Genomic DNA, 24,580 nt, shown 5'->3' with positions numbered 1-24,580 from the left:
GAAGGTACGGGTCACCGTCATGCAGCCAACCGACCACCCTGCCCGTCGCAGACGCGACGCGGCCCTGGCCGATCTCGCCATCGTCTTCCACGGGATGACCGCGCGCCCGGACGAGTCCAACTGCGAGTGTCATTGGGGGAGCGCGGAGGAGCTGGCCCTCCTCAAGACGCCCGACACGGAACTCGCCCCGGACCTCTTGCGCCGTGCCTGGGAGGCCATTGACTGGACGGACCACGGAGCTGTGCTGCGCCGCATCCTGCCGCAGTTCGCCGCCGCCCTGGTGGCCGGGCGCGTCGATCCACTGTTCGGCCTTGAGGATGCGGGGCACTCCTTCGCCCGTGGTCGCTGGCAGCAGTGGCCCGATAAGCAGGCCGGTGCCGTACGTGAGTTTCTGCACGCCTGGTGGGCGCAGAGCCTCACGGATCCGGACGCCGCTGTCCCGGCACACCAGGTCATGGCGATGTGCGCCGAGGCGTCCGGTACGGTCACCCCCTGGCTCGCCGACTGGGACCAGCAGACCGGACCCCTCAGCGACCAGCGGCTCGCGGAGGCCGCGGAGGCCTGGGAGTACGAGCTGCTGGGCGACCAACTCCCGTGGTACGTCAACTGGTACGAGAACGACGAGGACTTGATGGCTGCCGAGCTGACGGCCTGGCTCCACGGCCACGCAGCGACGCGCCTCCGCGCCTCCGGTGCATCGCCGGAGCTGCGACGCCGGATAGCGCTGCTCGCACTCACCGGCGAGGATCGCTGGACGCATCCGGACTGGCCGGGTCATCGGTACTGACGCCCGCCAGCCCGCCAGCCCGCCCGATCGTGCGCCGCTACGGCATCCCGGCGACGACCCGGGCGTCCAGTCTGTACGGGACGACCCGGGCGTCAAGCCCCTGCCATCAGACCCGTGACATACGCATCCAACCGCTCCTCCACGACCCGCGTCGTCAGCTCCGTCCGCCCGGCCTCGCGCCACGGCCGCCCCACCACGTGCACCTCTTCCGAGAACGCCAGCGCGTCCCGCACCCGCCAGTACAGCCGCTCGCCGTCGTCCGCGGCGAGCACCCCGCCGGCCTCCTCGTACGCGTCCGCGAACCGCCGCCCCCACTCCGGCCCGTGCAGCAACGCGAGATTGGTGCAGCTGTGCGCCACGTCGAGGTCCGCCGGGCCCCAGGAGGCCCCGGCCCAGTCGACGACGCCGGTGATCCGGGTCGGTGACGCGTCGAACAGCACGTTGGCGAGGTGGAAGTCCCGGTGCAGGAAACGCCCTTCGTAGGGCGGCGCGGGCGCACGGATGACGTCGATGGCCGCGGCCCACGCGGCGGCGTCGGCGCCCTCGGGAACCACGACGGTGTCGGCGGTGGTCAACGCCTCGTACTTCGGCGGCTGTTCACTCGGGCATACCGCATGAATTGCCACGAGCTGCCGCGCGAGCAACCGCACCCGCGTCTCCAGCCCTTCACCGCCGAGGAGCGCACGCCCCGGCAGATGCGTCATCAGGAGCGAGGGGTACTCGCAATGCGCCGCGGTCGCATCAACCGCGACCAACCCAGGAGCCGGTACACCGTCCGCCCCCTCCAGCAGGGCCAACGCGCCGGCCTCTCGGCCCAGCGCGTCCTCGGCGCGATCCTCGAAGAACGGGTCCACGAAACTCCGCAACACCAGCTGACGGGTGCCTCCGCCCGGCGCGGCGACGGTCAGCCTCCGCATCTCGGCGGTGACCCCACCGTGCAGCGCCTCGACACGGACGATCCGCTCCCCGACCTCCAGAAACCGCCCTACCCACGCAAGCGTCAACGGTCGTACGGTGGCCGACGCGTCGGCTGATTCATCGTGGTTGATCACCGTGCCACCGCATCATCCCGGCGACGGCGTGCACAAGCGGATTTCGCATGGGTGGCGAACCCGAAAGGCGCACGTCCCGCCAGGACGTGCGCCGTTGCGAGCGTGGGGCGCGGCCCCTCCAAAAAGGAGGAACCGCGCCCCACCACCTCACTCCCCGGCCACCGCCGGCGGCGCCACATTCGCGCCCCAGTTCGTCGGCTTGTCCGAGAGCTTGAAGGAGATCTTGCCGGAGCCGAGCAGGTCCTTGTGGGAGAGCCAGCTCTGGCGCAGCGGCGTGCCCTTGCCCGTGGTCACGGACGAGACGTACTGCAGCTTCGACGCGTCGGCGCCGGGTGCCTCGATGCTGATCCCGCGGCCGTGGGCCGGGCGGATCTCGACCTTGTCGAACATCGGGGCCGACAGGACGTACTTCGCCGAGCCGGGCTGGACCTCGAAGACGCCGGCCATGGCGAAGACGAGCAGCGACGACGTGGCGCCGAGGTCGTCGTTGCCGGGCATGCCGTACGGGTCGTCGGTGTACAGCGTCCGCATGGCCCGCAGCACCGCGGAGGTCTTCCACGGGGTGTCGGTCCACGCGTACATCCACGGGGCGTGGAAGTCGGGCTCGTTGTTCGGGTTGAACGCGAAGTTGTTGTGGTAGTCGTATGCGCCCGTCACCCAGGACTCCTTGGCGGCCTTCGCCGGGTCGCTGAGCACGGTCGGCATGTCGAAGAACTTGTCGAGCCGCTTCTCGGCGTCCGCCTTGCCGCCCATCAGGCCGTAGAGGGCCTTCGGGTTCTGCTGCGCGAGCCACTGGTACTGCCAGGCCGTGCCCTCGTGGAAGGCGCCGGACTGGGTCGGGTCGGGGTCGCCCGCGACGCTGCCGTCCGCGTTCTTCGTCACCGGGAAGCCGGTGAAGCCCTCCGAAGTGACGCCCGAGTCCCACAACTTGGTGAAGTTGTCGCAACGCGAGGCGAGCGTCGCGGCCTTGTCCCGGTGACCGAGTCCTTCGGCCATCGTGGAGAGGGCGCAGTCGCCGAGTGCGTACTCGAGTGTGGCCGAACCGGCCTGGCGGCTGTCGCCGAACTTGTAGCCGGGCAGGTTCTGGTAGCCGACGAAGCCGTTCTTGACGTACGTCGGGTTGCCGTCGCGGCCGCGGAAGGTCGACTGGTCGGCCGGCACCTCGTTGACGTTCTTCCAGAGCGCGTCGAAGAGTTCGCGCGAGGTGCGGTGGTCGAGCAGACCCCGGTTGTAGAGGTCGACGATGAACGGGGTGACGGGGTCGCCGCTCATCACGTTCGTCTCACTGTTACCGAGACCCCAGCGCGGCAGCCAGCCACCGTCCTTGTACACGTGCAGCAGGGATTTGGCCATGTCGGCGGCCTTGTCCGGGTGCAGGAGCGCGACGAGCTGGTTCTGCGAGCGGTACGTGTCCCAGAGCGAGAACATTTGGTAGTACGGGGAATCCGCGCGGTGCACCTTGTCGTCGAATCCGCGATAGCGGTTGTCGACGTCGGAGCCGATCGACGGGTGCAGGAGCGAGCGGTACAGGGCGCTGTAGTACGTCCGCTGGTCGGCGGTGGAACCACCCGCGACGCGCATCCGGTTCAGCTCGTCGCGCCACGCGTCGTGCGCGCCGGAGCGTGCCCGGTCGAACGAACTCGGCTGCTCGGCACCGCGGTTGAGACGCGCACCGTCGACCGAGGTGTAGGACAGGCCCACCGACGCGCCGACCTTGTCGCCCTTGGACGGGTCGAACGACAGCCAGGCACCCGCGCGCTTGTCGCCCCGCGAGGCCGCACGCTGGTTCGGGGTGAGGGTGCCGTCGCTCCAGGTGCCGAACTTCGAGAACGTCCGGTCGAACTTGGCGCTGAAGTAGACCCGGTAGCGCTCCTTGCCGGTCTCCCCGCAGAAGTTGCCGCCCTGCACCCAGCCTTCGACGGTGTTGTCGCCGACGACCTTGATGTCACCGGCGTAGGTGCTGCCGTTGCTCTCCCCGGCCTCGATGAGGACGTTCTCGGCGCCCGAACCGCTGGGGAACGTATAGCGGTGCTGGCCGGTCCGCTGGGTCGCCGACAGCTCGGCCTTGATGCCGTTGTCGAACTTCACGCCGTAGTAGCCGGGCGAGCGCGTCTCGTTGTCGTGGCTGAACTTCGCGCCGTACTGCGCCGGATCGGACGAGGTCACGGCGCCCGTGGTCGGCATGAAGCGGATATTGCCCATCGTCTGACAGCCGACACCGGAGAGGTGCGTGTGGCTGAAGCCGAGGATGGTGTCCTGCGCGTAGTCGTACGAGGCGTACTTGTTCAGCTGCGTGTCGGGGCTCAGCTGGACCATCCCGAAGGGGGTGGTGGCGCCCGGGAAAGTGGTTCCGTCGCCGTTGTTGCCGATCGACGTGTCGACCAGGCTGGTCGGGTCGGCGGCGAAGCCGGGCCCGGTCTCCTCGGCGCTCGCGACGCCGGGGGTGAGGGTGGCGGCGGCCACCGTGGTGACGACGAACGCGGCGGTGACGGTGCGCCGCAGCGATCGCAGAGGTGTGAGCGACCTCAGCGATCTCAGTGGTCCCGGTGAGTTCTGCGAGCTCGGTGACGGCGACGCTCTCATCGCGGCCTCTCATTAGACAACGTTGTCGAAGTGATTCCTTTCGATCTTTGTCTTGAGAGAGGGGGTTCGTCAATGGATGGTCAATGGGTGAACCCATAGCGGCTGGTGGGGCGGGATGGAGAGACGCTGTCGCCAACTTCTGTGTCGTTCGCGGGCGTTCGGTCACTCCTGCACGCATCTCCGCATGTGACCCACGTCACGTTACCAACGGTATCTGAAACAGAGTGTCGCAGGTAAATTGCGGGTACCGCGCAGATGAGAACCACGTGTCTGAGTAGCCGCCAGTGCCCCGAGTGGCGCTGAACCCTCCCGTCCCTGTCTCTCTCAGGGGCTCACGAGCGAGAGCGAGGACCCTCCGCGATGGAGCAGCAGCACGTCGACGTCCTGGTCATCGGTGCCGGAATATCCGGCATCAGCGCCGCGCGCCATGTCCTGCGCGACAACCCCCAGGCCTCGCTCGTCGTACTCGAGCGCCGCGCCCGCGTGGGCGGCACCTGGGACCTCTTCCGGTACCCCGGCATCCGGTCCGACTCCGACATGCCCACCTTCGGCTTCGGATTCCGGCCCTGGAGCGATGCGCGCATCCTCGCGGACGGTGCGAAGATCCGCCAGTACGTGGAGGACGCCGCGTCCGACGGCGGCATCCTGGAACGCACCCGCTTCGGCCGCCGCGCCATCAGCGCCGACTTCTCGCACGAGACCGGGCGCTGGACCGTCGAGGTCGAGGACGAGGGCACCGGCGAGCACGAGTCGTACAGTGCCGGCTACCTCGTCGGCGCGACCGGCTATTACGACTACGACCAGCCCTACCGCCCCGAGTTCCCGGGCGAGGCCGACTATCAGGGCACGCTCGTGCACCCCCAGCAGTGGCCGGAGGACCTGGACTACGCCGGCAAGCGCGTGGTCGTCATCGGCTCCGGCGCCACCGCCATCACCCTGCTGCCCGCGATGGCCGACAAGGCCGCGAGCGTCACCATGCTGCAGCGCTCGCCCACGTACGTCATGGCGCTGCCGGAGGTGGACCCGCTCACCTCCGTCATGAAGAAGCTGCGCGCCCCCGCCCGGCTGACCCACAAGGTGGTCCGGACCCGCAACATCGCACTTCAGCGCGGGAGTTACGCCTTCTGCCGCAAGTACCCCCGCCTCGCCCGCAAGGTGCTGCTCGGGCTCGTACGGGCCCAGGCGGGCAAGGGCGTCGACATGCGCCACTTCAGCCCCAAGTACAAGCCCTGGGACCAGCGTCTGTGCGTCGTCCCCGGTGGTGACCTGTTCAAGGTGCTCAAGAGCGGCAAGGCGGCCATCGCCACCGACCACATCGACACGTTCACCGCCGACGGCATCCGGCTGAAGTCGGGCGAGGAGCTCAAGGCCGACATCGTCGTCACCGCGACCGGTCTGAGCGTCCGCCTCATGGGCGGCATGGACGTGACCGTCGACGGCATCCCGGTGGACGTCACGAACCGCGTGCTCTACAAGGCCGTGCTGCTCGAGGGCGTGCCCAACATGTCGCTCGTCATCGGCTACACCAACGCCTCCTGGACCCTGAAGGCGGACCTGGCGGCCGACTACACCGCCCGCCTGCTCGCGCACATGCGCCGCAACGGACACGACATCGCCACCCCGGTGGCGTCCGACGGCGACCGTTCCGAGTTCTCCGTCATGGGGGAGGCGCTGACCTCCGGTTACATCGCCCGCGCCAACGAGGTCATGCCGCGCCAGGGCACCCGCGACCCGTGGCGGCTGTGGAACAACTACTACCGTGACCGCGCCATGCTCCAGAACGCCCCCATCGACGACAGCCCCCTGCGTTTCGAGAAGGCGGGCCGGCCGGCCGGGATCCAGGAACCGACCCGCGCAGCCTGACCGCCCGTTCGACCAGCTCCTACCACCGACAATCGAGGACGATGATGACCCCGAACCTGTCCAGGAAGGTCTACGACGAGCGCCTGCGGACCTTGTCCGAGGGCTCCGTCAACGTCAACTTCAACGCCTTCGTCGACATCAAGTGGGACGACCCCGAGTTCGCCGTGGACACGACCGACACCCGCTGGGTGCTCACCTCCGCGGACGCCCTGGGCGCCCACCCCTGGTACCAGAAGCAGCCGCTGGAGACGCAGATCCGGATCGGGATCTGGCGCTGGGCGGTGATCGCCAAGGTGGGGATGCAGTTCGAGAACCTCCTGATGCGCGGGGCGCTGGACTACATCTACCAACTGGGCAACCAGAACCTGGAGTTCAGGTACCTTACGCACGAGATCACCGAAGAGACGCACCACACCCAGATGTTCCAGGAGCTGGTCAACCGCACGGGCGTGGACACCCCGGGCGGCAAGCGCTGGTTCCGCCAACTCAGCCGGGTCCTGCCGCTGTTCGGCTCCCTGTACCCCGAGGCGTTCTTCACCGGCATCCTCGCCGGTGAGGAGCCCATCGACCATCTGCAGAAGGGCGCCCTGCGCAGCGGCGAGCCGGTGCACCCGCTGCCGCAGCGGATCATGCAGATCCACATCGCGGAGGAGGCCCGGCACATCTCCTTCGCGCACGAGTTCCTGCGGCTGCGCGTCCCGCGCTACGGCAAGGCCCGCCGCGGCGCCCTGTCCGTGCTCTTCCCGCTGATCATGCGGATCCTGTGCGACGTCATCATGATCCCCGACAAGAAGTCCGCCGACCTGGTCGGCATCCCGGACTGGGTGATCAAGGAAGTCTTCTGGAAGTCCGAGGCCGGCCAGAAGATGCTCCAGGAGCTCTTCTCCGACGTGCGGATGCTTGCCCAGGACATCGGCCTGATGAACAAGGTGTCCCGCCCGCTGTGGAGGGCCCTGCGCATCGACGGCCGCCCCGCACGCTTCCGCGGCGAACCCGCTCCGCTCGCCGACTGACCACCTCTCGGTCCCGCACCGTCTTTCCTTGAACGCCCGAACGGAGACCAGCCCGCCGTGCCGTACGCCGTCACCCGATCCTGCTGCGCCGACGCCTCCTGCGTGCTGGCCTGTCCGGTCAACTGCATCCACCCCGCTCCGGGCGAACCCGGCTTCGCCACCGCCGAGATGCTGTACGTCGATCCGCGCACCTGCGTGGACTGCGGCGCCTGCACGACGGCCTGCCCGGTCGACGCGCTCAAGCCGCACACTGCCCTCAGCGAGGCGGAGTTGCCGTTCCTGGAGCTGAACGCCTCCTACTACAAGCAGAATCCGCATGACGACCGCGCCCCCATGTACGTCGTGCCCAAGCAACGCGCCCTACCGGGAGGCGAGTTGTCGGTCGCGGTCGTGGGCGCGGGGCCCGCCGGGCTCTTCGCCGCCGACGAACTGCTGCGCCACCCCGGTGTGCGCGTGACCGTCCACGACCGGCTCCCCACCCCGTACGGGCTCGCGCGGGCCGGCGTGGCACCCGACCACCAGGACACCAAGCAGGTCACCGAGCTGTTCCGGACCATCGAGTCGCAGCCCGGCTTCAGCTACCGCCTCGGCGTCGAGGTCGGTACCGACCTCACCCACGCCGACCTGCTGCGCGAGCACCACGCGGTGATCTACGCCGTCGGCGCGTCGACCGACAAGCGCCTCGGCATCGAGGGCGAGGACCTGCCCGGCAGCGTCTCCGCCACGGACTTCGTCGCCTGGTACAACGGCCACCCCGACCGCGCCCACGACGACCACCCCCTCGACACCGAACGCGCCGTCGTCATCGGCAACGGCAACGTCGCCCTCGACGTCGCCCGCATCCTCACCGCCGACCCCGAGGCCCTGGCCCGAACCGACATCTCCGACCGCGCGCTCGACGCGCTGCGCGCCAGCAAGGTCCGCGAGGTCGTCCTCCTCGGCCGCCGGGGCCCCGCGCAGGCCGCGTTCACCGTGCCCGAACTCCTCGCGCTCTCCGCCCTCAAGGACGTGGACGTGAGCATCGAGGGCTGGCCCGAGGGCCTTGCCCCCGACACCAACGAGAAGACCCGGCTGCTCGCGGAACTGGCCGCCCGCACCCCGGTCGAGGGGCGCCGCCGCATCGTGCTGCGCTTCCTCGCGGGACCGGCACGCCTCGTCGGCGAGGACCGCGTACAGGCCCTGGAACTCAACCCGACCACCCTGCACACGGACGAGGACGGCATCGTGCGGGCCCGGCCGACCGGCGCCACCGAGACCCTGGAGACCGGCCTCGTTCTGCGCTCCGTCGGCTACCGCGCCCGGCCCGTCCCCGGCCTGCCCTTCGACGAGGACAGCGCGACCGTCCCGCACGAGGCCGGCCGGGTCGAGCCCGGTGTCTACGTCGCGGGCTGGATCAAGCGCGGCCCGACCGGGTTCATCGGCACGAACAAGACCTGCGCCCACGAAACGGTCGAGTCCCTCCTCGACGACTTCGCCGCGGGCCGTCTGCCGCAGCCGGAACCCGGCACCACGGCGGCTCCGGCCGCCCTCGGCCTGGAGGCCTGGCAGGCGATCGACCGCGCGGAACGGGCGGCGGGCGAGGCCCAGGGCCGCCCCCGCGTCAAGCTCACGGACACCGAGGCGCTGCGGCGGGCCGCGCAGGCCACCCCGGTCGCGACGGGCTGACGGACAGCTGCCGACCGGTAGCGACCGGCTGACGAACAGTGCTGCCGGCCGGTCGACACCGGCCGGCAGCGCCGTCAGGCCCCTTCCAGATCCGCCACCCGTTGCTGCGGCGACAGCTCCACGCCGAAGCCCCGCAGCGCCGCCTCCAGCACCGCCCACACCGAGCGGCACAGCATGGCGCGCAACTCGTCCTCGGACAGCTCGCGTTCGGGATCGCGCATCCACTGGTTGACCGCGGTGTCCACGAACCCCACGATGCCGACCGCCACCGAACGGATCGGCGCCCCCTTCAGCCCAAGAGCCGCCAGTACGTCACCGAACCGCTCGCTCAGCATCAGCGCGATGGCCGTCTTGGTGTCCGCCACCAGCGAGCCGTCACCCATCGCGTGCTCGGCGACGCCCATGTAGGCGTACAGGCGCGGATGTTGGGCCACCCAGTCCAGATGCGCGCCCACCACACGGTGCACGGACTCCTCGACGGTGCCTTCGAAGCTGAGCGTGGGCTCCATCCGCTTCACGAACGACTCCACGACCCGCCGGCGGATCAGCTCGTCGAACGAGGCGCGGTCCTTGAAGTGCCGGTAGAGCACGGACCGGGGCAGGCCCACGCGCTCCGCCAGGCGCTGCATCCGGAAGTGCGCGCCCTCCTCCTCGATGAGCGCGACAGCCGCGTCCACCAACTCGACCTGACGCTGTGCCTTGTGCCCGTCCCAGCGGGTGGAGCGTCCATCGATCTGCGGCTCACCGCCGGTTCTCTCCGCCATCTCCCCAGGATATCGGCCCGATCCGAACACATAACCAGTACGGCCGAGGGGTGTGAGCCACACTCGCGACCGTCGGCCACCCATTACAGTCGCCGCATGCGACGGTGGACGGGCCTGGCGGCAGCGGGGGCAGGCGTCCTGCTCTGGGGCGAGTGGCTGAACCGGCGCTGGTCCCGAACCCTGGTCGGGAGCGCCGTGGGCGGGACCGGATCCGAGGCCGTGATCGTGCTGGGCTTCCGCAACCCGCGGCCGACGGCGAACTTCATCAACCGCTGGCGGGTACGCGCCGGCCTACGCTCCGTGTCCGCCGAGAACGCCCGCGACACGTCCGTGATCTTCAGCGGTGGCGCGGCGGCCGGGAGCCGCGCCACGGAAGCCCGGTTGATGGCCGACTACGCGAAGTCGGTGCTCGCGTTCGACGGCACGGTGCTCCTCGAAGAACGGTCGACTACGACGTGGGAGAACATCACGAATGTGATCCCCATGCTCGAGGACGCCGACCGCATCAAGATCGCCTCCCAGCCTGCACACGCGCTGAAGGCCCGCGCCTACCTGCGCCGACAGCGCCCCGACCTCGCCGAAAGGCTGGTGCGGGCGGACGACTGCCGGTCGGGCGAGTGGCTGGTCGGCAAGCCGCTGCTGGCGCTGTACGGGCTCTGGACACTCCGCGGCCTCAAGGCCGAGGAACGGAAGGCCTCTCTGTAGACGACCGCCGTGCGCCCCTCACTCGCCGGTCCCGGCGGTGGCGAGTTTCACCGCGATGCGGTTGCGGGAGCTGATGCCGAGTTTGGAAAGGATGCGCTCCATGTGGGCGTCGACCGTGCGGCGGGAGATGAAGAGGCGCTCGGCGATCTCCCGGTTCGACAACCCTTCGGCCGCCAGGCGCGCCACTTCGTGTTCGCGGCGGGTCAGTGACTCCCCGGAACCCGCTCTGCGCTGGCCCGGCAACTCGGCCGGTTCCAGGACGAGTTCGTCCGTCCCGGTCAGCGCCGCCGCGAACAGGGCCTCACGCGGTGCGGTGGCGCCCAGCTGCCACAACTGCTCGTAGACGTCCCCGCCCAGCTCCGAACGCGTCGCCTCCGCCGCCATCCGGTGGTTCCCCACGGAGACCGGCGCCCCGCTCAGCAGCTCGCCGCCGGTCGACTGCCACAGCGCGTCCGAACCGCCGAACAGCCAGGCGGCCCGCCGATGCCGGCCGTCGCGGGCCGCGGCCCACGCCATGATCTCCACCGCGTAGCCGCAGCCGATCACGTCGCCGAGCGCGGCCTTCAGCGGCAGCGCCTCCTTGAGCGCCGCCTCGCTCGCCCCCGGGTCCCCCTTCGAGTAGTGGCTGAGCCCCACGATGGTGTGCACGAAGCCGCGCAGCCAGCACTCCTTGGAGCCGACGCCGAGCCGGGCGAGCCCCTGGCCGCTGCGCTCCAGGGCGAGGTCGTCCTGCCCGGACAGGTGGTACTGGTACCCCGCCTGAACGTCCAGGCAGACCAGGCCGACGAGGTCGCCGAGCGCCGCGAGCCGTTCGTGGGCGGCCACCGCGGCCCGCTCGGCGCGGTCGAAGTCGCAGGCGAACGTGTGCGCGCAGTGCAGATACAGCCAGCCGCGGGCCCGGATCAGGGACTCACCGAGCCGGTCGGCGATCTCGATGCCCTCCTTGATCTCCGGCACGGCTCCTGCCGGGTCGCCCTGGAACGTCTTGATGTACCCGCCGATGATCAACGCCCAGGCCCGCTCCGGTGTCGCCCCGGGAAAGGCCGCCGCGGCCTTTTGCTGCCAGTACCGGCCCTCCGTGAGCAGCCCCGTGATCTGCCAGTACCCCCACAGCGCCCCGGCGAGCCCGGCCCCCTTCTGCTCCCGGTCACCGCGCCCGAGCGCGTACTCCAACGCCAGCCGGATGTCGGGGTGTTCGCGGCGCAGCGCCTGGCAGCGCGCCAACTGGTCGTCGTCGATGAAGTGCCGGTCGAACTCGTCCGCCGCCTTGACGTACCGGGCCAGATGCCGGTCGCGTGCCGCGATCTCCTCGCCGGATGCCGCCAGCTTCTCGGCCCCGTACTCGCGCAGGGTGTCGAGCATCCGGTAGCGGGTGGCGCCGTCGACGCCGCTGCCGGGCCCGAACTCGTCGACCCGCTGCACCACCGACTTGTCGACGAGGTCGATGAGCACCTCCAGCACCTCGTCCGAGCCCAACTCGCCGAACCCGCACACCTCTTCGGCGGCCGCCAGGTCGAAGACGTCACCGAAGACGGAGAGCCGCGCCCACAACCGCTGCTCGCGGGCGTCGCACAGGTCGTAGCTCCAGTCGATGGTCGTACGCAGCGTCTGATGGCGCGGCAGCGAAGTGCGGCGGCCGCCGGTCAGGAGACGGAAACGATCCTCCAGACGGTCGATGAGCTGATTCAGCGGCACGGCGCGCAGCCGGACGGTGGCCAGTTCGATGGCGAGCGGCATGCCGTCCAGGCGACGACAGAGCCGCACCACGGCTTCCCGGCTGGCGTCGGTGACCTCGAATCCGGGGACGACGGCCGCGGCCCGCTGCTCGAAGAGGGAGACCGCCTCGCCGCCGGCGTCCGACACACCGAGCGGCGACAGCGGGAAGGTGTGTTCACCCGGCACGTCAAGGGGTTGTCTGCTGGTCGCGAGGACGCGCACGCCGTCGGTCTCGCGCAGCAGAACGTCCACGAGTTCGGCGCAGGCGTCCACCAGGTGCTCGCAGGTGTCCAGGACGATGAGCGCGGGCGACTCCCGCAAATGGTCGAGGACCACGTCCAGTTGGGGCCTCACCGACTGCTCGGGCAGGTCGAGGCAGGCGGCGAGGGTGTGCGGAAGCAGCCCGGGGTCGCGCAGCGCGGACAGCTCCACCAGACACACCGGCACATCGGCCCCGGTGGTGCGGCCCGCGAGGGCACGGAGCGCGAGCCGGGTCTTGCCGACACCGCCGGGCCCCACGACGGTCACACACCGCTGTGTGTCCAACGCCGCCGCCAACTGCGTCAATTCAGGGGCCCGACCGATGAAACCGGTGAGTTCACGGGGGAGTTCGCCGGGACGGCGCCGCACAATGCCGAACGTCATGCAGCGAATTGTCCCGCGCGGGGCCGGGGCGTGCGGCGGGATGGGCGAAGGTCCATACGAATCGGTGAGGCGGGGCGTAGGATCCGCGTTCGATTGCCGGGCGGTGCGCTCTGCGGATGCTGGGCGGTGCTGCTCGGCGGGCGTCGTCGAGGTGCTCGTGGATCGTGCCGGAAGGCCCGTAGCGCTGGTGTGCGAATACCCATGGCGCCGGTGTGCGAACAGTCGAACAGTTTGCGTGGGAATGATGTCCATCCGTGACTATGCCAACGGCACTTCCGACCCCGGATCTAGGTTTGTTCGAGCGCCGTTCCATGACATGTCGTGCCATTACGGCTGTCGATCGAGTCCGGCGCTTCTACGGGGAAGGGGATGGTCGGAGTGGGTTCCGGCAAGGGAAGCGAACGGCACCTCGAAGCGGCTGTGCGCGGGTTCGTCGTCGAGGCGGACGGCGCGGTGCGTGAGCCGTGCGACGTCATGCTCCGTTACAGCGCGGACGACCCGCTGGTCGTCTCGGTGGCCGTGTCGCGGGACGGCTCCCGGTCCGAACGCTGAGTGATCTCCCGGGACTTGCTGTCCGACGGCCTGTCCGGCGGGGCGGGTATCGGCGACGTGACGGTGTGCCCCGTCGTCGACCCGGGCGGTCCGCCCGGAGTGCTGCTGCGGGCCCGCGACGCGGGGCGCGCGCTCCGCGTCCGCATCGGCCACCAGGCTCTGCTGCTCTATCTGGCGCGCAGCCATGCGTTGGTGCCGTTCGGCAGCGAAGTGTGTCCCTCCCGGATCGACAAGGGGATCGAGGGGCTGCTCACCCCTCGGTGACAGCCTCACCCGCCGCATGTCTATCTTTCTGGAATCCGGTCTCATAATCTTGAACTCGAAGGATTCCAGAACTCATGCGAAACGTCGGCTTTCTGACCATCGGCCAGTCACCGCGCCCCGACCTCAGCGCCGGGATCGAGGCGGCGCTTCCCGCCACCGCGCGCGTGCGGCACGCCGGTGTGCTCGACGGGCCCGACCCCGCGCGGGCGGCGGAGCGCCTCGCCGCCTCGCCTGGTCGCCCCACCCTGATCACTCGCCTCGCGACCGGAGCCACGGTCACCCTCGATGAATCCGCCGTGGAGGAAGCCCTGCAAGGCCGGGTCGACGCGCTCGAGGAGGAGGGCGTCGACACCGTGGTGCTGCTGTGCACCGGCGAGTTCCCTGCGCTGCGCGCCCGGCGTGCGCTGCTCGTCGAGCCTGACGCCCTGCTGACGACGTACGTCCGTGGTGTGTTGAGCGGCGTGCCTATCGGTGTGATCGTGCCGCTGGCGGAGCAGGTGGCCGCGGCGCGTGAGAAGTGGCGGGGTGTCACGCCGGCGCCGGAGTTCGCCACGGCATCGCCCTACGCCGAGGATGACACCGAACTGCTCGACGCGGCACGGAAGTTGGTGGACCGGGGTGCCGGGGCCCTCGTCCTGGACTGCATGGGATACGCGGACCGGCACCGCGAGGCGCTGCGCGCGGGCGGCATCCGCGTACCGGTCCTCACGTCGAGCGGGATCACCGGAGCCATGACCGGCCCGCTCCTCGCGTAGGGCACCGCGGGCCCCTCGGTCAGCCCTCGTCGGCGACGAAGCGCAGCCAGTACGGGTCGCCGATGCGCTTGCCGACGCGGGCGGCCGCATCCCGCACCGCCCTGCCGAAGCGTTCGGTCGCCTCGTCGCGCAGTTCCGGGGCCGGCAGCGCGATGCCGATGCCGAAGATCTGGCCCGTGTCGTTGTCGAGCACGGCGGCCGAGATGCCACCCACGTTCGGCACCCACTCGCCCTGCGAGATGTCCCAGCCGTCCACGCGGATCCGGGCCAGCGTGGCGACCAGCTCCTTGCGGGTCCGCGGGGCCGTCCCCGTCGCCTGTTCGAGGCGGGCGTCGACGAGCCGCATGACCTGCGCGTCGTCCAGGCGGGCCAGCAGCGCCCGGCCCATCGAGCTGGCGTACGCGGGGGCCCGGGTGCCCGCCGGTGTGTACGCCTGGAGGGCCCCGGCCGTGCCGATGCGCATGTGCAGCACCAGCGACTCGGCCCCGTCGAGCACGTCCACGTATCCCGTGTACCCGGTGTCGGCGACGAGGCGGGCGGCCTCCTCCTCCAGCAGGGAGACGGTGCCGCGCGAGGCCCGGAAGTGGTACGAGGCCTCCATGATCAGGCCGCCGGGGCGGTAGGCGCGGGTCAGCGGGTCGCGGTCGAGGAAGCCGTACTCGGCCATCATGCTCAGCGTCCGTGACACCGAGCTCTTGGGCAGCCCGAGTTCGGCCGCGACATCGGTCACGGTGACATCGCGCTGCAGGTGCGCCATCAGGCGCAGCACGTCCCGTGCGTTGGCGAGTGTGCTCACCGGTTCCTGTGCCTCCCCCGATCGGTTTCCGGGTCCGATCGTATGCGCTCGTGCGGTGCCGCCCGCACCGCCCCGTCGCCGGGCTCATGTGCGGCTCACATCGTGAGAACTCCTCGAAGGGGCTTGACGGCACGCCCGACGTCTATGAATGATCCAGGTCCAGATATTCGGAACTGGTTCCAGAATATAGAACTCGACAACTTTCGCGACTTCGCACAACAGCGACTCCGCGACTCCGCCAGGTCGCCGACCGGCGCCGACCGTCAGGAGCACCCATGAGCACCAACGCCGACACCGAGCGGCCGCCCACGGCCGACCCCGGGGACCCGCACGACCCGGGCGGCGCCCCGCGCGGCCATCCCCGCGCCCTCGCCCCCGGCAACCTGGTCCTGACCGTGGTGCTCAGCGTGTTCGGCGCGATCGTCGGCGTGCAGCTGCTCGCCACCCTCGGCGTCACCCCGAGCACGTCGCTGATCGGCGCGCTGGCCGCGATGACGCTGGCGCGCGTCCCGCTCGTCGCCTTCCGCGGCTTCCGTTCGGTGCACGCCCAGAACCTGGCGCAGACGAGCATCTCCTCGGCCACCTTCGGCGCCGCCAACAGCCTGTTCCTGCCGATCGGCATCCCGTTCCTGTTCGGCCTGGACAACATGATCGTGCCGATGCTGATCGGCGTCTCCGTCGCGATGCTGGTCGACGCCTGGCTGCTGTACCGGATGTACGACACCCCGGCCTTCCCCGCGAGCAACCCCTGGGCCCCGGGACTCGCCGCCGCCGAGGCCATCAAGGCGGGCGACGAGGGCGGCCGGCGCGCAGGGGTGCTGGGGCTCGGCCTGGTCACCGGCCTGGCGGGAGCCGCGTTCGCGCTGCCGATGTCCGCGTTCGGTGTCGCCCTGATCGGCGGGCTCGCCTCGATGGCTGCGTTCGGCGCGGGCCTGCTGATCATCAGCTACGCCGAGCCGCTCTTCGGTCTCGACCTGAACGCCATGTACCTGCCGCACGGCATGATGATCGGCGCTGGCCTGGTCGCTCTGTTCCAGGTCGGCCGCACGGTCCTCAAGGCACGCAAGGCGACCGCTCCGCCCGCCACCACCGGGCCTGCTGCCGCCTCCGACGACGGCGCCCCCGACGACGGCGCCCGACGCCTCGGCAAGTCGCTCCGCCTGGGCATCGGCGCCTACCTCGCCATCTCGATTCTGCTCTCGCTCGGCACCGGCATTTTCACGCACATGAGCGTGGGCATGCTGATCGCCTTCGTCCTCTACGCCACCGTGGCCGCGTTCCTGCACGAACTCCTCGTCGGCATCGCCTCCATGCACTCCGGCTGGTTCCCCGCCTTCGCGATCGCCCTGATCACGCTGCTGCTCGGCATCCTCGTCGGCTTCCCGCCCGAGGCCCTCGTCGTCCTCTCCGGCTTCACCGCGGCCACCGGTCCTGCCTTCGCCGACATGGGCTACGACCTCAAGGCCGGCTTCATGCTGCGCGGCGAGGGCGCCGACCCGGCCTTCGAACTGGAGGGCCGCCGCCAGCAGTTGATCGCCGCGATGGTCGGCTTCGGCATCGCGATCGTCGTCGTGGCCGTCTCGTACCAGATGTTCTTCAACAAGGGGCAGACCGCCCCGATCGACGCCGCGTACGTCGCCGCCATCAAGGCCGGACCGTCCGTGGAGACGGCCAAGCAGCTGGCCCTGTGGGCGATCCCCGGCGCGATCATCCAGCTCATCGGCGGCCCGAAGCGCCAGCTCGGCATCATGCTCGCCACCGGCCTGCTGATCACGACGCCCATGGCCGGCTGGATGGTCGCCGCGGGCCTCGTCGTCCGCGTCCTCGCGCCGCGCTTCCTGGGCCCCAAGGCCAAGGAGAACCTCGAGGTCTTCGCCGGCGGAGCGATCGCGGGCGACGCGCTCTATTCGTTCGGCAACGGCGTGTGGACGGCGACGAAGTAGCCCCTCGCACCGCCACGCCCCCCCCGGGCACCACCCGTACTACCCGCACCACTCGTACCACCCGTACACCGAGAACCACCCAGGAGATCCCTGTGAAGCGACAGTTGACGCACGACGACCTCAAGGCAGCCGTCTACGGAGGCGCCGTGCTCGGCGGCGGAGGCGGCGGTTTCGTCGAGCGGGGCCTGCGCACCGCCGAACTGGCCCTGCAGGTGGGCACGCCCGAGCTGTGGAGCGCCGACGAGTTCGCCGACGACGCCCTGACCGCGACCGTCGCCCTGGTCGGCGCCCCCGCCGCGCCCGACCCGCAGGTGCTGCCCACCCACCTGCTGCGCGCCCTCGAACTGCTGCGCCGCGACCTGCCGAGCCCGCTCGTGGCCATCCACACCAACGAGAACGGCGCCGAGACCACCATCAACGGCTGGTTCCACTCCGCGATGACCGGCCTGCCCGTCATCGACCTCGCCTGCAACGGCCGCGCCCACCCCTCCAGCCAGATGGGCGCGATGGGCCTGCACGCGCGCGAGGGCTACCGCTCCTACCAGGGCTACGCGGGCGGCAAGCCGCACACGTACGTCGAGGGCGCCGTCACCGGCACCCTCGACGCCACCTCGAACGTGGTCCGCCGCGCCTCCGTCGAGGCGGGCGGCTGGGTGGGCGTCGCCCGCAACCCGGTCGAGGTCGGCTACGCGACGAAGGCCGGCGCCCCCGGCGCCATCGGCTTCGCGATCGAGCTCGGCCACCGCTTCCTGGCGGAGGGGCCGGCGGGCGCGGCAGCGCACCTCGGCGGTGAGATCGCGGTGACCGGCACGGTCCGCGAGTACCGCTGCGAGCAGCGCGAGGGACTGGACATCGGCGTCGCGGTCCTGGACGACGCGGCGGGCACGGAGCTGCACTTCGTCAACGAGTACATGACCTTCGAGGCGGGCGGCGAGCGCAAGGCCGCGTTCCCCGACCTGATCACGACGTTCGACGCGGCCGGGCAGCCGCTCGCCTCCGCCGACGTCGAGGTCGGCAAGGAGGTCTCCGTCCTGGTGGCCCCGGCGGCGAACCTGCTGCTCTCCTCCACGATGCACACGCCCGAGCTGTACGCGCCGATCGAGGACCTGCTCGGCTTCCCGTTCGCCCCGGCGGCGAAGGTGCTCGCCGATGCCTGAGCAGGTACGCGCCGCGGATGCCGCCCTCGTACGGGACTTCTGCGCGACGCGCTGGGACGAGGAGGTGCTCCCGCTGGTCCGTGAACACATCCGCGTTCCGGCGGTCAGCCCGGCGTACGACCCGCAGTGGGAGTCCCACGGATTCCTGGACCGGGCCGCGGAGGCCGCGGCGGCGTGGCTGCGCTCCGTGGACGACCTGCCGGGCCTGCGGATCGAGGTACTGCGCGCTCCGGGACGTACGCCGCTCGTCTTCTTCGAGATCCCCGGCCACGGCTCGACCGCCGAGGAAGCCGTCCTCTTCTACGGCCACCTCGACAAGCAGCCCGAGGGCGAGGGCTGGGCCGAGGGCCTGTCGGCGTGGGAACCGGTCTTCGACGGCACCCGGCTGTTCGGCCGCGGCGGCGCCGACGACGGCTACGCACTGCCCGCAGCGCTGACCGCCGTACGGGCCCTTGCCGCACAGGGCGCGGCCCGCCCGCGCTGCGTCGGCGTCTTCGAGGCGGGCGAGGAGTCGGGCAGCCCCGACCTCGACCACTGGTTCGCCGAACTGGCCCCGCGCATCGGGGAGGTCGGCCTGGTCGTGTGCCTGGACTCCGGCGCGGGCGACTACGAACGGCTGTGGCTGGTGACGTCGTTGCGCGGCCACTCCGGTGGCACGCTCGACGTGCGCGTGCTCGACGACGGCGCACACTCCGGGGACGCGGGCGGTGTCGTGCCGTCGACGTTCCGCGTCCTGCGCCACCTGCTGGACCGCGTCGAGGACAGCGGGACGGGCGAGCTGCGGGTGGAGGAGCTGCACTGCGAGGTGCCCGACGAGCGCCGCGCCCAGGTCGCCGAGGCGGCGGCCCTCCTCGGCGACCAGGTCTGGCAGCGCTTCGACTGGCACGAGGACGAGACCGGCCACCGAACGGGACCCGTCACGCACGATCCCGAAGAGCTGCTGCTCGCCCGTGCCTGGCGCCCGAGCCTGGCGGTCACCGGCGCGGACGGACTGCCACCGGTCGCGTCGGCCGGCAATGTGCTGCGCCCACACACCCGCGTCAAACTCTCGTTCCGACTGCCCCCGTTGGTGGACAGCGCGAAGGCGCTCGCGGAGGTGGCAAGCATCCTGGAGGAGGCGCCCCCGCACGGCGCGTCCGTCCGCTTCACGCCCGACCGGGTCCTGGCCGACGGCTGGCACGCCCCGCCCGAGCGCCCCTGGCTCCGCGAGGCGCTGTCGGCCGCGAGCCGCGCCTGCTTCGACGGGGCGGACGCGGCCCGCATCGGCCAGGGCGGCACGATCCCGCTGATGGGCCAACTGAGCCGGCAGTTCCCCGAGGCCCAGTTCCTGGCCTGCGGAGTCCTCGGCCCGGGCGCGAACGCCCACGGCCCGAACGAGTCGTTGCACGTGCCGTACGGGCAGCGGTTGACGGCCTGTCTGTCGCTGGCGGTGAACGCCTTCGCGCTGCGGCCGGGCGACGCCGCGGGCTGAGACCCGGGCGGGCGCGGCCCGACGCGTATCGTCGGGACATGGACCTCAGTGCCGAACCCCGCGTCCTGGTCATCGGGCTCGATCCGCGTCGCGTGCCGGGCCCGTGGGATCCAGAGCCGGTGGTGGCGGGCATCGAGGCGGGGCTGGCCAAGTTCGCCGAACACGGTGTGGGCGTGGAGACCTGTCTGATCGGCCTCGACGGAAGTGACGACGTGGAGGCCGTCGTCGGGAGTGCGCTGCGCGCCCATCCGTGGGAGTGCGTCACTCTCGGCGGCGGCCTGCGGCACTCGGACGATCAGGCCGAACTCCTCGAACTGATCGTCAACTTGGTCCGGCGATACGCGCCCGCCGCGGCCATCGCGTTCAACAGCGCCCCGGACGACACCTACGAGGCGGCCGCCCGCTGGATCGAGTGAGGTGCCACCCTCACCACCTCACCGTCCGGGAACGTGACCGAGACCCCGCCCGCCGCGTCCACCGTGCACTCGATCGCCTCCCGCAGTGCCCGCGGGTGCACCGCGTCGCGCGTGAGGGCCACCAGGGTGACGTGGACGGTGGTGCCGCCCGGGTGGGGGAGGGAGCGCAGATACGGGGTCGCCGAGTGGGGGCCGAAGGCGTTCGCCGCCACCTCGCGGGCGATCCCGGCCTCCGTGTCCCAGCCGTGCAGGGCGACCACCGCGCTCGTCAGCCCCGATTCCGTGCGGGTCAGCGCCCAGCCCGGCCCCCGGTCGGCGTGCGGTCGCACGGTGTCGGCGACCGCGTGCCCGCCCTCGCGGACGGTGACGCCCGCCGGGGCCTGCACCCGGTGCACCCGCAACTCCCACGGTCCGTGCAGCACACTCGTCGATTCGATCGGGAACTGTGCGTCACTGTCCGGGAGTTGAGCGTGGTGACGGGAGGACGCACGGCGTCCCTCGCACGTGAGGGGGTGGATGCGGCGGCGGCGCGAGGGCGTGCCGTCCGGGGAGAGCAGCGCGATGTGGTTGTCGACGGTGCGGGACCAGGCGTGCGGGGCGGACTCGGGGGCGGTCGCGGTGGAGTAGGCGAGCTTGGCGTAGTGCGGATCGTCGTCGGCCGGTCCTTCGAGCGGGTTGTGGTCACTGCCGTGGTTCACCAGGCGGACGATGCCGTCGTGCGGGGTGCCGTGCAGCAGCCAGCCCGGTGCGGGAAGGGCGGTGTACTGCGTGTCCCGCTCCACGGGCAGGGGGAGTTCGCGGTCGGTCCACACCGGATGCTCGGCGGGCAGGAGGAGTCCCAGGAAGCCCTTGCTCGACCAGTACGGTGAGGCCGGACCCGAGTACGGCTGGGTGGTCGGCAGGTGTGTGCCGTACCAACCCAGGGGCTGGAGTCCTCGCTCGTCCGGTACGCCGCGCTCGGCGAAGTGGCGTGCTGTGCCCGAGGCCAGACGACGAGTCAGGCCCGGTGCCAGTGGTGTGCAGTCGGCGAGCGCGCCCAGCCAGACGGGTGCCGTGGCCGCCATGCGGTACGTCAGGGAACGGCCCTGGTGCACCGGCGCGCCGTCCGCGCCGAAGAACTGCGGGTACGTCTCCAGGAACAGGGAGAGCCGTTCGCGGTAGGTCTTCGCGCGGCCGCCGTCGCCGTCCGGGCCCGCGATCCGCGCCCACAGCAGCGGATACAGGTGCAGGGCCCAGCCGACGTAGTAGTCGAAGTTGCGGCCGTCGCCGTCGCTGTACCAGCCGTCGCCGACGTACCAGTCCTCGATCCGGTCGAGCCCGCCGTCGATGTCGCTCTGGCTGTACGGGGCGCCGACCGAGGCCAGGAACTGCTCCGCCACCACCTGGAACAGGCGCCAGTTGTTGTCCCACGTGCGGGCGCCAACGAACCCCGAGAGCCAGTCGACCACGCGTTCCTGGACCCGGCTGTCGAGCCGGTCCCAGATCCAGGGGCGGGTCTCGTGCAGACCGATCGCGATCGAGGCCGCCTCCACCATCTGCTGGGAGCAGTCCGTGAGTTCGGGCCAGGCCTCCGCGTGGTCACGGTCCGTGCCCGTTGTCAGACCCTGCGTATACCTTTCGATCAGGTGGGAAACGGCCGGGGCTTCGGTCCCGGCCGCCGACCCCGTCGTGTCCTTGCCCGCGCCCGCGATCCGAAATGAGGCCAGCAGAAATGTCCGAGCGAACCCTTCGAGCCCGTCCAGCACCACTCCGGACCAGCTGCCCCGCCCGGGAAGCCGGTACTGCGCGAACCCCGGTGTCGCGTAGGGGGGCAGCGCCGCCAACTGCCGGTCGGCGAGGGCCTCCCAGTGTGCCCGGGTCCACCCCGTCAGCGGGGAGCGGACGCGGTCGGTCGGCGGCAGGGAGAGGTACGGGGCGGGCATGGTGGCTCGACTACTCCTCGGTCGGGGCGGTCGGGGCGGCGGGCTGGTGTACGCGTTGTTGTAAGGGCTGCTGGATGGGCTGCTGTGCGGGTTCCTCTACGCGAGGTCGGCGGTATGCGTATGGCCGCGCGAGCCCGCGACGCGCACCGTGACCACCGGGCGACGGCCCGGTGTGACGGAGACCGTGTCGTCGGCGCGGACCACGCGGCGCACGGCGAAGGGGAGTTCGACGGACAGGGTGGTCCCGGTGCGGCCGGGGTCGGACACGGCGACGGTGATGCCGTCGTCCCGGCGGCGGACGAGCACGGTGCCCGGGCCGCTGGCGCGCAGCCCGTCGACGGTTCCCGCCGCCCAGAAGTGCGCGGCGAGCAGCCCGAGGCGGGGTGATTCGACGGCCTGGACGGTCACGCTGTTCGTGCGGACGCGCACCGGGCTGGAGCGGGACCACGCGGCGGTCGCGGCGGCCGTCGCGCCGGGGAGCAGGACGTAGGCGTAGGAAGCGGATTCGGGGGAGGGGCCGTGATCGAACCAGAGGGTGGCGTAGCGCCGGGTGACCGGGGTCGTGGAACCGCCGGTGTCCGCACCGGTGTTGAGGGAGCGCCAGGTCCCGGTGCGTTCCTCGCGCAGTGCGCGCAGGGGGCCGCCGGCCGGGAAGACGTAGCCTCCGATGCCCTCCAGGTGCGCCCATCGTGCGTCGGTGAGCCGCGCCGACCAGCCCTGCTCAGTGGGCTGAGGGCGGTCGTCGACGGTGAGCCGGGATGCGCCGTCGGCGTGCAGGTTCCGGTTCTCCACGACGGTCTCGACGGTGCGGCCGTCGCTCGCGGTGATGCCGGAGCCCAGCGCGACGACCGCGTTGTCGAGGAAGAACCACGCCTTCTTGGCGCGCAGCGTCGACCCGTCGGCGATCAGCTCCATCGCCGCGGCCCCGTACCGGGAGTCGAGCACGGCGCCGCCCGCCACGGCATTCTTCGGGCGGAAGGTGCCGGTGCCCGCGCCGGTGCCGAGGTCGGCCCGTGTGCGGGTGTCGACGGTGGTGCCCGGCAGCCGGTAGGGGTTCACCGTCGGCCAGAAGTTGTCACCGAAGGCGTCGAGGTCGTCGCCGTCGTACAGGTACGTCATGCCGTCGCCGGTGTACCAGCCGTGCAGGTTCTCGCCGTTGCCCGCCTCGTACGCCGCGATGCGCTTGGAGGACAGGGACAAGACGCACGACCAGCCGGGCCGCCGGTGCACCACCCGGTCCATGTCGGCGAACACGTGGTGCCCGGTGATCCGCTCCGCGGGCCGCACGGCCGTATCCGCCAGCAGAGCCTTGGCGCGGGCCAGGGCGGGGACGCCGACGAGCCGCAGGTACGGGGTGTCCCGGTTGCGCAGGATCCAGCCCTTGACGGCCGACCGCCAGCGGTCCGCGTACGACTGCGGGGCGCCGTCGGCCAGTTGGAGGATGTACGAGGCGGTGGCCGCCCCGTCCGTGTGGTCGCGGGCGCGCTCCCGCGAGATGGCGCGACCGCGCAGCGCGTCCATCATCACGCCGTCGAGGAGCACGGGCACGAAGGAGCGCTCGACCGCCTCGTACAGCACCTTCACCGCCGGGTCGGTGACGGACCACTGCGAGTCGGCGAGCAGCGCGATCAGCTGGCCCGCGCTGCCGAGCAGGACGCCGCCGTAGGTACCCGTGTAGGCGACCGAGGAGTGCTGGACGAACGAGCCGTCCTCGTAGAAGCCGTCGCCCGAAGTGACGTACTGGAACAGGCTGTTCTTGCCGTCGTCGCGCACGTCCGACAGACCGTCCCGGGCCAGCGCGACGACCTCCGGATCGCCGGCGAGCAGACCGCGCAGGGCGACGATGACGGCCTTGTCCGCCCGGTTGGCGCCCGTCTCTGCCAGCGTGGGGGAGTTGGTGCGCCGGTCCGCGTCGGGGACGAACTTGGCGACCGTCTTGAGGTACGCGGACAGATCGGCGGCCGGGAGGTGGGCGCGCAGCAGCACACAGGTGTCGAGCAGGGCACGCGGTGCGCCGATCTCCCAGAACCACCAGTTGCCCGATTCGGAGCGCGAGTCGTTGTAGCCGGCGGTGCGCAGGAAACGCAGCGCGTCGAGAAGCGCGTCGCGCACGGTGGTGTCGTCGGTGAGGGAGGTGCCGGGGGTCGCCCAGGCCGTGGTGATGGTGCGCAGGCGCGTGTAGCTCTGGCCGAACATGCCCGGGTCGGAGGCCGGCGCCAGATCGGACCACAGGGCCGTGCGCCCCGCGGAGCGGTCGAGCTTCTGCCACCAGTCGGCGGCCTGCTTGTCCAAGGCGGCCAGCGCGGCGGCGACATCCGGGTCGTCCGGGTCGACCTCGCCGCCGGTGAGCTGCTGGGCCGCGCGCGCGAGCAGCGGCTCGTAGGGCTCCTCGGCCGCGGTGGCCGCCCCGGCGCCGATGCCGAGGGGAAGGGTCGTCGCCACGGCGCCCGTGCCCATGAGGGCGAGGGTGCGTCGTCTGGTCAGCTGCATGGTCGGTGTTCGCCCTTCGGT

Annotated in this window: 19 protein-coding genes; 12 read left to right on the top strand and 7 right to left on the bottom strand. The window is 71.1% G+C overall.

Annotated elements, in window-relative coordinates; all coding sequences use genetic code 11:
• The first annotated feature begins 19 nt into the window (after positions 1–19).
• Positions 20–787 carry a hypothetical protein gene (locus ACYSUO_RS21210; protein WP_461777874.1) on the top strand — a complete coding sequence of 256 codons (768 nt, stop codon included), beginning with the start codon at positions 20–22 and terminating at the stop codon, positions 785–787.
• Positions 788–879: 92 nt separating this feature from the next.
• Here ACYSUO_RS21210 and ACYSUO_RS21205 read toward each other — a convergent pair whose 3' ends face one another.
• Both ACYSUO_RS21205 and ACYSUO_RS21200 read right to left on the bottom strand, forming a co-directional pair.
• A complete protein-coding gene (locus tag ACYSUO_RS21205) occupies positions 880–1,791 on the bottom strand; it encodes a phosphotransferase family protein (protein ID WP_461777768.1) in 912 nt (303 codons plus the stop codon).
• Between the two features lie 195 nt (positions 1,792–1,986).
• The gene (locus ACYSUO_RS21200) at positions 1,987–4,422 is read right to left on the bottom strand and encodes a GH92 family glycosyl hydrolase (RefSeq protein WP_461777767.1); all 2,436 of its coding nucleotides are present in this window, start codon (positions 4,420–4,422) and stop codon (positions 1,987–1,989) included.
• A 360-nt stretch (positions 4,423–4,782) separates the two neighbouring features.
• Between ACYSUO_RS21200 and ACYSUO_RS21195 the strand changes: the two genes are divergently transcribed.
• The 3 genes from ACYSUO_RS21195 to ACYSUO_RS21185 are packed head-to-tail and all read left to right on the top strand — an operon-like array spanning position 4,783 to position 8,963.
• On the top strand, positions 4,783–6,285 hold the full coding sequence (locus tag ACYSUO_RS21195; RefSeq protein WP_461777766.1) for a flavin-containing monooxygenase: 1,503 nt from the start codon (positions 4,783–4,785) through the stop codon (positions 6,283–6,285).
• Positions 6,286–6,326: 41 nt separating this feature from the next.
• Positions 6,327–7,298 carry an AurF N-oxygenase family protein gene (locus tag ACYSUO_RS21190; RefSeq protein ID WP_461777765.1) on the top strand — a complete coding sequence of 324 codons (972 nt, stop codon included), beginning with the start codon at positions 6,327–6,329 and terminating at the stop codon, positions 7,296–7,298.
• Between the two features lie 57 nt (positions 7,299–7,355).
• The gene (locus ACYSUO_RS21185) at positions 7,356–8,963 is read left to right on the top strand and encodes an FAD-dependent oxidoreductase (protein WP_461777764.1); all 1,608 of its coding nucleotides are present in this window, start codon (positions 7,356–7,358) and stop codon (positions 8,961–8,963) included.
• A 74-nt stretch (positions 8,964–9,037) separates the two neighbouring features.
• On the opposite strand, the gene ACYSUO_RS21180 is transcribed toward ACYSUO_RS21185, so the two are convergent.
• Positions 9,038–9,727 carry a TetR/AcrR family transcriptional regulator gene (locus ACYSUO_RS21180; RefSeq protein ID WP_461777763.1) on the bottom strand — a complete coding sequence of 230 codons (690 nt, stop codon included), beginning with the start codon at positions 9,725–9,727 and terminating at the stop codon, positions 9,038–9,040.
• Positions 9,728–9,823: 96 nt separating this feature from the next.
• On the opposite strand from ACYSUO_RS21180, the gene ACYSUO_RS21175 reads away from it, so the two are divergent.
• Positions 9,824–10,432 (top strand): YdcF family protein, encoded by a 609-nt coding sequence (locus tag ACYSUO_RS21175; protein WP_461777762.1) that lies wholly within the window; start codon positions 9,824–9,826, stop codon positions 10,430–10,432.
• An 18-nt stretch (positions 10,433–10,450) separates the two neighbouring features.
• Here ACYSUO_RS21175 and ACYSUO_RS21170 read toward each other — a convergent pair whose 3' ends face one another.
• The gene (locus ACYSUO_RS21170) at positions 10,451–12,793 is read right to left on the bottom strand and encodes an ATP-binding protein (RefSeq protein WP_461777760.1); all 2,343 of its coding nucleotides are present in this window, start codon (positions 12,791–12,793) and stop codon (positions 10,451–10,453) included.
• A gap of 369 nt (positions 12,794–13,162) precedes the next feature.
• Here ACYSUO_RS21170 and ACYSUO_RS21165 point away from each other — a divergent pair, with 369 nt between their 5' ends.
• The 3 genes from ACYSUO_RS21165 (at position 13,163) to ACYSUO_RS21155 (ending at position 14,364) form a co-directional block, all read left to right on the top strand.
• Positions 13,163–13,345: a hypothetical protein gene (locus tag ACYSUO_RS21165; protein WP_461777759.1), complete on the top strand. Its 183-nt coding sequence runs from the start codon at positions 13,163–13,165 to the stop codon at positions 13,343–13,345.
• Positions 13,346–13,609: an SsgA family sporulation/cell division regulator gene (locus tag ACYSUO_RS21160; protein WP_461777758.1), complete on the top strand. Its 264-nt coding sequence runs from the start codon at positions 13,346–13,348 to the stop codon at positions 13,607–13,609.
• Positions 13,610–13,683: 74 nt separating this feature from the next.
• Positions 13,684–14,364 carry an AroM family protein gene (locus ACYSUO_RS21155; protein WP_461777757.1) on the top strand — a complete coding sequence of 227 codons (681 nt, stop codon included), beginning with the start codon at positions 13,684–13,686 and terminating at the stop codon, positions 14,362–14,364.
• A gap of 19 nt (positions 14,365–14,383) precedes the next feature.
• On the opposite strand, the gene ACYSUO_RS21150 is transcribed toward ACYSUO_RS21155, so the two are convergent.
• Positions 14,384–15,160, bottom strand: a complete 777-nt coding sequence (locus ACYSUO_RS21150; RefSeq protein WP_328630637.1) for an IclR family transcriptional regulator — start codon at positions 15,158–15,160, stop codon at positions 14,384–14,386.
• A gap of 275 nt (positions 15,161–15,435) precedes the next feature.
• On the opposite strand from ACYSUO_RS21150, the gene ACYSUO_RS21145 reads away from it, so the two are divergent.
• From ACYSUO_RS21145 to ACYSUO_RS21130, 4 genes are all read left to right on the top strand, one after another.
• Positions 15,436–17,103, top strand: coding sequence for an OPT/YSL family transporter (locus ACYSUO_RS21145; protein WP_461777756.1), 1,668 nt, complete (start codon positions 15,436–15,438; stop codon positions 17,101–17,103).
• Between the two features lie 92 nt (positions 17,104–17,195).
• Positions 17,196–18,260, top strand: a complete 1,065-nt coding sequence (locus ACYSUO_RS21140) for an S-methyl thiohydantoin desulfurase domain-containing protein (protein ID WP_461777755.1) — start codon at positions 17,196–17,198, stop codon at positions 18,258–18,260.
• Entirely contained in the window at positions 18,253–19,731 is a 1,479-nt protein-coding gene (locus ACYSUO_RS21135) for a M20/M25/M40 family metallo-hydrolase (RefSeq protein ID WP_461777754.1), read from the top strand. The genes ACYSUO_RS21140 and ACYSUO_RS21135 overlap by 8 nt, the downstream gene beginning before the upstream one ends.
• Positions 19,732–19,769: 38 nt before the next feature.
• Positions 19,770–20,147, top strand: coding sequence for a hypothetical protein (locus tag ACYSUO_RS21130; protein WP_461777752.1), 378 nt, complete (start codon positions 19,770–19,772; stop codon positions 20,145–20,147).
• Here ACYSUO_RS21130 and ACYSUO_RS21125 read toward each other — a convergent pair.
• Positions 20,117–22,069: a DUF2264 domain-containing protein gene (locus ACYSUO_RS21125; protein WP_461777751.1), complete on the bottom strand. Its 1,953-nt coding sequence runs from the start codon at positions 22,067–22,069 to the stop codon at positions 20,117–20,119. The genes ACYSUO_RS21130 and ACYSUO_RS21125 overlap by 31 nt on opposite strands.
• A gap of 96 nt (positions 22,070–22,165) precedes the next feature.
• Positions 22,166–24,559 (bottom strand): polysaccharide lyase 8 family protein, encoded by a 2,394-nt coding sequence (locus ACYSUO_RS21120; RefSeq protein ID WP_461777750.1) that lies wholly within the window; start codon positions 24,557–24,559, stop codon positions 22,166–22,168.
• Positions 24,560–24,580 lie beyond the last annotated feature (21 nt).

The organism is Streptomyces sp. UC4497 (assembly GCF_054871485.1).
Note: the sequence above shows the minus strand (reverse complement) of the source record. Positions and strands in the feature narration are given on the sequence as shown.